Genomic DNA, 6735 nt, shown 5'->3' on the forward strand with positions numbered 1-6735 from the left:
GGGGCCGGGGCATGATGCTCGGCGTGGTCGGCATGTCTCTCTCCGGCCTGGTGGTGATGGGCCTGGTGGGCGGTGTGACCGGCTGGTGCCTGGCCATCCTGGTCGGCGCGCTGCTCATGACCATGGTCAACGCCTCGATGCAGACGATCGTGCAGACCAAGGTCCCGCACGAATGGCAGGGCCGGGTCTTCGGCGCGGTGATGTTCCTGTCGCAGATCTCCGTCCCCCTGGCCATGGCGGTCTCCGGACCGCTCGCCGACCACGTCTTCGAACCTCAGGCCGCCCAGGGCTCCGGCGTCTTCACCGTGCTCGGGCCCCTCGTCGGCGACTCTCCGGGCAGCGGCATGGCGGCCATGTTGTTCCTGGCCGGCATCGGCGGGACCGCGGTCGCCCTCTGGGGACTCGCCAGCCGTTCGATCAGGGACATCGACGTCCTGCTGCCCGATCTCGACGCCCCGCGGGAGCCGGTCGAGCAGAGCGACCGCCAGGGAGGTGAACGCGATGAGGTGCGCGCATGAACTGTTCGAGGAGCAGGTGGTCCTGGCGCCCGGCGCGACCGCGCTGATCGACGGCGACGAGCGGATCGACTACGCCGAACTCGACGTACGGGCGGACCGGTTGGCCGGTCTGCTGGCAGCGAGGGGCATCCGGGCCGGTGACACGGTCGGGGTGTACCTGGAGCGCTCCACCGCGCTCGTCGTGACCGTGCTCGGCATCCTCAAGGCCGGAGCCGGCTATGTGATGCTCGACCCCGGCTTCCCCGCCGAACGGCTGCGCGCGATGGCCGAGGACGCGCGGACGGCCGTGGTCGTGTCGGCGCGCGGCACCGCGCCCGACGGGCTCGGCGTGACGCAGGTGCACATCGAGGACGCCCCGGGGGCGCGGCCGCTGCCGCGCGGCGCCGTCCGGGTCCGGCCGGACGACATCGCCTGCGTGATGTTCACCTCCGGATCGACCGGGCGGCCGAAGGGCATCGCCGCGTCGCACCACGCGCTCACCTCCACCCTCACCGGACAGGACTTCGCCTCGTTCGGCCCCGGCGCCGTCTGGCTCCAGTGCGCGCCGCTGTCCTGGGACGCGTTCGCCCTGGAACTGTGGGGGCCGCTCATGAACGGGGGGACCTGCGTCCTGCATCCGGGGCGGCGGCCCGAACCCTTCCTGATGGCACGGCTCGTCGCCGAGCACGGCATCACCTCCATGTACCTCTCCGCCTCCCTCTTCAACGTCGTCGTCGACGAGTACCCGCAGGTACTGGAGGGGCTGCGGGAACTCGTGGTGGGCGGCGAGGCACTGTCCGCGCCGCATGCGGCGCACGCCCTGGAGCACAGCCCGGGCCTGCGGCTGAGCAACGGCTACGGCCCCGTCGAGTGCATGGTCTTCCTGACCGTCCACCCGGTGGCCCTTGCCGAACTCGGCGACGGCCCGGTGCCGATCGGCCGTCCGCTGGCGGGAAAGCGGCTGTTCATCCTCGACGAGGAGCTGCGTCCGGTACCGGACGGCGCGACCGGCGAGATCTACGCCGCCGGGGCGGGCGTGGCCCGCGAGTACCGGGGGCGGCCCGCGCTGACCGCCGAACGCTTCGTCGCGGCCCCGTCCGGCGAGCGCGTCTACCGCACCGGTGACCTCGGACGGCGGCGCGCGGACGGAGTCCTCGAATACCTGGGACGGGCCGACAGCCAGGTGAAGATCCGGGGCTTCCGGGTGGAGCCGGGTGAGGTCGAGAACGTACTGGCCAGGCATCCCGGCATCGACCGGGCGGCGGTTCTCGCCCATGAGCACCCGGCGGGCGACCGCCAGCTGACCGCGTACGTGGTGCCGCGCGGCGGCGCCCGACAGGGCTTCCGGGAGGCGGAGTTGCGCGAGTACGCCCGCAGCGTGCTGGCCGAATACCTGGTGCCGGCGGTCTTCGTACCGCTGGACGCGCTGCCGCTGACCCCCAGCGGAAAGCTGGACCGGGCCGCCCTGCCGGAGCCCGGAGCCGGGACGGTCCCGGCCGTACGGGCGGCGGCGAGCGGGACCGTGGCCGCGCTGTGCGACCTCTTCGCCCAGGTGCTCCGCGCGGCGGCGGTCGGCCCGGACGACGACTTCTTCTCCCTCGGCGGCCACTCCCTGCTGGCCGCACGGCTGCTGGGCCGGATCCGCACCGTGCTCGGCGCCGAGATCGATATCCGCGGGCTCTTCGAGGCGCCCACCCCGGCGCTGCTCGCCCCGTTCGTCGACACCGCTCCCCCGGCGCCCCCCGCCGCTCCCGCGCCCGGCACCGCTTCCGGTGCGCTCCCGGTCTCGCACGCGCAGCACCGGCTGTGGTTCCTGGACCGGATCGGGTCCGGCGCCGCGTACAACCTGCCGATGCTGGTGCGCCTGCGGGGCGCGGTCGACGCGGCCGCGCTGGGTGACGCGCTGGCCGAGGTCGCCGACCGGCACGAGGTGCTCCGCACCGTCTTCGAGGAGGCCGACGGCGCCCCCGTGCGGCGGGTGCTGAGCGGGGCGGCCGCGCGGCCGCCCCTGCGCGTCCTGCGCACCGCCGCGGATTCGACGGACCGGGAGATCGAGCGGGAGGCCCGCCACCGCTTCGACCTGCGGACCGAACTCCCTTGCCGTGCAACCCTGTTCACCTCCCAGGAGCGGCCGGACGAACACGCGCTCCTGGTGCTGGTCCATCACATCGCCGGGGACGGGTGGTCCCTGCGGCCGCTCTTCCGCGATCTGTCCCGCGCCTACGCGGCACGGGTCGCCGGCGCGGACGCCGTACTTGCGCCGCTCGCCGTCCCGTACGGGGAGCACGCCCGGCAGCAGCTCGGCCGGCTCGGCTCACCGGCCGATCCGCACGCGCTCGCCGCCCGTCAGCTCACGTACTGGCGCAAGGAGCTGGACGGGCTGCCGGACGGCGGCCCGCTGCTGCCCCGTCGCGCCGGGCGGCCCGCCGTACCCGGTCCGGCCGCGGAGGTCGTGGTGTGCCGGCTGGACGCGGCGGCCCACGCCCGGGTGGTCGAGTCGGCCCGCGCCCGCGGCGCCACGCTCTTCATGGCCCTGCACGCCGCGCTGGCCACCGTGCTGGTGCGGGCCGGCGCGGACGAGGACCTGGCGGTCGGCGCACCGGTGGCAGGCCGGGCCGGGGACGGCGGCGTCGAGGACGTCGTCGGGTTCTTCGTCAACATGCTGGTGCTGCGCACCGATCTGTCCGGCGACCCCACGGCGGCGGAGCTGCTCGCCCGGGTGCGGGAGACGGACCTGGCCGCGTTCAGCCACCAGGACGTGCCGTTCGAGGACGTGGTCGGGGCCCTCAACCCGGCACGCTCCCCCGGCCGTCAGCCGTTCACCGACGTGGTCCTCGCGCTCCAGAACAACGCACGGGCCGAGGTCACACTGCCCGGTGCCGAACACGGCGTCGAGGTCGTGCGCACCGGCGCCGCCCGGTTCGAACTCCTGGTGGACGTCACGGACTCCAGCACGGCGGACGGTGCGCCGGACGGACTGACCCTGACCTTCGAGTACCGCGGGGAGGCGCTGGAGGCGGACTTCGTCCAGTGGCTCGCCCAGGCCCTCCCCCAGGCCCTGGAGGCATCCGCGGCCGACCCCGAAACGCCCCTGTCGCGGCTGGGCCTCACCGCGCCGCCCCGGCGGGCCGGCCAGGGCGACCGGATCACCGCACCGACCCGGCACCGCGGCACCGCCGAACGCCCGATGACCGCTCTGGAGCGGGAGACCGCCGCCGTCTGGTGCGAGGTCCTCGGCGTGCCGAGCGCCGGTCCGCACGACGACTTCTTCGCCCTCGGCGGCAACTCCCTGCGCGCGGTACGCGTCGTGGCCCGGCTCGGCGCCGGCCGGCCGGTGACCGTGGCCCAGCTGTTCGCCGCGCCCACGGTCGCGGCCTTCGCGGCCGAGCTGGAACGGGCGGCCGCCCTTCCCGGACCGGTAGCGCCCACCGCCATCCCGCGCCGCCCCCGGGTGCCGCGGCGCCCGGAGACCCAGACCCAGACCCAGACCCAGCCCAGCAGGAAGCAGGAGGAGCGGCAGTGGACCTCAGTGTGATGTTCTTCGGTGCGGACAGCACCACCGCCGGCGAGGCCCGGCACACCGAGACGTACGAGGACATCCTCGCCGTGGCCCGTACGGCCGACCGGCTCGGGTTCCACGCCGTCTGGACCCCCGAACGCCACTTCCAGCAGGTGGGGCAGGTCTTCCCCAGCCCTCCGGTGCTCAGCGCGGCACTCGCCGTCGCCACCGAGCGGATCGGGATCCGCGCGGGCAGCGTCGTCCTGCCGCTCCACCACCCGCTGCGGGTGGCGGAGGACTGGGCCGTCGTGGACAACCTCTCGCACGGGCGGGTCGGCCTCTCCGTCGCCACCGGCTGGCACTCCAAGGACTTCACGCTGGCCCCCGAGCAGTACGCGGACCGGCGGCGGACCGCCCTGGAGACCATTCCGCGGCTGCGCTCGCTCTGGGCGGGCGAGGCCGCCGAGTACCCCGACGGCACCGGCACTCCGGTCTCCGTGACACCCCAGCCCCGGCCCGTACAGGACACCCTGCCGCTGTGGGTCACCACGTCCGGCAACCCGGAGACCTGGGCGGCGGCCGGCGGGCTGCGCGCCGGAGTGCTCGGCGCGACCGTCGGGCAGAGCCGGGAGGAACTGGCCGAGAAGATCGCCCTCTACCGCGCCGCCTGCGCCGCGGCCCCCGACCAGCGGGGCACCGACGCACACGGCCGGGTCACGCTCATGGCCCACACCTACGTCGGCGCCGACGACGCGGAGGTCCGCCGGATGGCGGGCGCGCCCCTCAAGACCTATCTCGCCTCGTACGTCCGCCAGACGGCGGCCAACCGGTCCGCGGACCCCACGACCGCACAGCTCACCGAGCAGCAGACCGCGATGCTCGCCGACTTCGCCTTCGAGCGCTATCTGAGCTGGGGCAGTCTGCTCGGCTCCCCGGGCCACTGCGCCAAGATGCTCGCCGATCTGGCCGAGCTGGGCGTCGACGAGGTCGCCTGCTTCATCGACTTCGGCATCGGGCGGGACGACGTACTGGCCGGGCTGCACCGGCTGGCCGAACTGAAAGAGAACCTGTGATGAGCGCCCCCACCGTTTCGCGCCCCGTTCCGGGCGCGGCGTCCCCCTCCATGGCCGACCGGTTCGGCGCACTCGGCCGGGAGCAGCGGGTCCGGCTGATGCGCCGACTGCTGGAGGCAGGGCGGGCCCGCGAGATACCCGCCGTCATACCGCCGCGCGACCCGGCCCGCCGGGTGCCTCTCAGCCCGGCGCAGCACGACCTGTGGGTGTACGACTCGCTGTATCCGGGCACCCCCGCGCTCAATCTGTGCGCCGCCTACCACTTCGAGCGGCCCGTCGACCCGGCGCATCTGGAGGCGGCGCTGACGCTGATCCAGCGTCACCACGACATCCTGCGGACCCGGATCGTGACGGATCCGTCGGGCGAGCTGCACGTCGAGTTCCCCGACGACGGGACCTTCGGCCTGGAGCACGAGGATCTGCGGGGCACCGGCGGGACGATCGACGAGGCCTTCGAGGCCTTCCGCAACCGCCCCTTCGACCTGAGCCGGGACAAGCTGATCCGGGCCCGGTTCGTCCGGGTCGGCGGACAGCGCTCCACCCTGATGCTGAGCCTGCACCACACCATCAGCGACTGGTGGTCGTTCGATGTGCTGCAGAACGAGTTCGCCCAGGCGTACGGCGCCCTGCGCGACGGTCTGGAGCCGCCCCTCACCCGGCCCGACGTCCAGTACGCCGACTTCTCGTCCTGGCAGGACGAGCTGGTGGAGGCCGGGGTCTTCGGGAGCCGGCTCGACTTCTGGCGCCGCTATCTCGCCGACCCGCCCGGTCCGCTGACCGTGCCGGGCGCCGGCACCGGCACCGCCGCCGAGGGCGACGGCATCGCGAACGTCCCCTTCCACATCGACGCGGCGACCACCGCCGCTGTTCGGGCGCTGGCCCGGGAGCGCGGCTCCTCCGTCTACGTCGTCCTCATGGCGGCCTTCGCCGTCCTGGCGCACCGGGTCAGCGGCGCCGACGACCTGGTGATCGGCACCCCGATCGCCAACCGTGCGGCCAAGGGCCTCGACCAGGTCATCGGGTATGTCATGAACGCCGTGCCGACCCGCTGGCAGGTGCGCCCCGACCGGTCGTTCGCCGATGTGCTCGCCGGGTTCGCCGTCGACTTCCCGGATCTGATGGCCAACGCGGACGTGCCCGTCGGCCGGATCGTGTCGGCCGCCGCACCCGAACGCAGCGCGGGCCGGGCCCCGCTGTACCAGTGGGTGTTCATGCATCTGACGCAGCAGCCGAGCGTCACGGTGATGAAGGAGTTCGCGGAGCCCGAGCGCATCCACACCGGGGGCGAGCACGACCTCGTCGGTGTGGTGAAGGACAGCGGCGACGGCATGGAGGGCAGCTTCGGTCTGCGCACCGACGTCTTCAGCCCCGCGACGGTGGCCCGCTGGACGCAGTGCTACGTCGAACTGCTGCGGCAGATCACCGCCGACCCCACGGCGCTCGTCGGGGACATCGACCTGGTGCCCGCGGTCATGCGCGCCGAACTGCTCGCCGCTTCCGCCGGATCCGCCGCCCCCGACCCCGTGTCGCTGCCCGGTCTGGTGACCCGGCACGCGGCCCGCACACCGGACGCACCGGCCGTCGAGTCCGCGGGGCGCACCCTGACCTATGCCCAGCTGGACGACCGGGTCGCCCGGCTGGCGGGCCGGCTGGTGCGCCTCGGTGC

4 protein-coding genes are annotated in these 6735 nt (G+C 74.1%); all 4 read left to right on the forward strand.

Annotated features, from left to right (window positions below):
* On the forward strand, positions 1 to 518 hold a 518-nt coding region (locus J1C73_RS20150), incomplete at its 5' end, for an MFS transporter (protein WP_207317640.1).
* A complete protein-coding gene (locus tag J1C73_RS20155) occupies positions 502 to 4032 on the forward strand; it encodes a non-ribosomal peptide synthetase (RefSeq protein WP_207317641.1) in 3531 nt (1176 codons plus the stop codon). The genes J1C73_RS20150 and J1C73_RS20155, both read left to right, overlap by 17 nt.
* The gene (locus tag J1C73_RS20160; protein ID WP_123468117.1) at positions 4017 to 5069 is read left to right on the forward strand and encodes a MupA/Atu3671 family FMN-dependent luciferase-like monooxygenase; all 1053 of its coding nucleotides are present in this window, start codon (positions 4017 to 4019) and stop codon (positions 5067 to 5069) included. Before J1C73_RS20155 ends, J1C73_RS20160 begins: the two co-directional genes overlap by 16 nt.
* A partial coding sequence (locus J1C73_RS20165) for a condensation domain-containing protein (RefSeq protein WP_242644440.1) occupies positions 5069 to 6735 on the forward strand: 1667 nt, incomplete at its 3' end. The genes J1C73_RS20160 and J1C73_RS20165, both read left to right, overlap by 1 nt.

The organism is Streptomyces laculatispora, from assembly GCF_017353455.1.
Lineage (GTDB): Bacteria > Actinomycetota > Actinomycetes > Streptomycetales > Streptomycetaceae > Streptomyces > Streptomyces laculatispora.

Coding starts and splice junctions, on each gene's coding strand:
- J1C73_RS20155 (WP_207317641.1), top strand. CDS start 502: ATGAGGTGCGCGCATGAACTGTTCGAGGAGCAGGTGGTCCTGGCGCCC.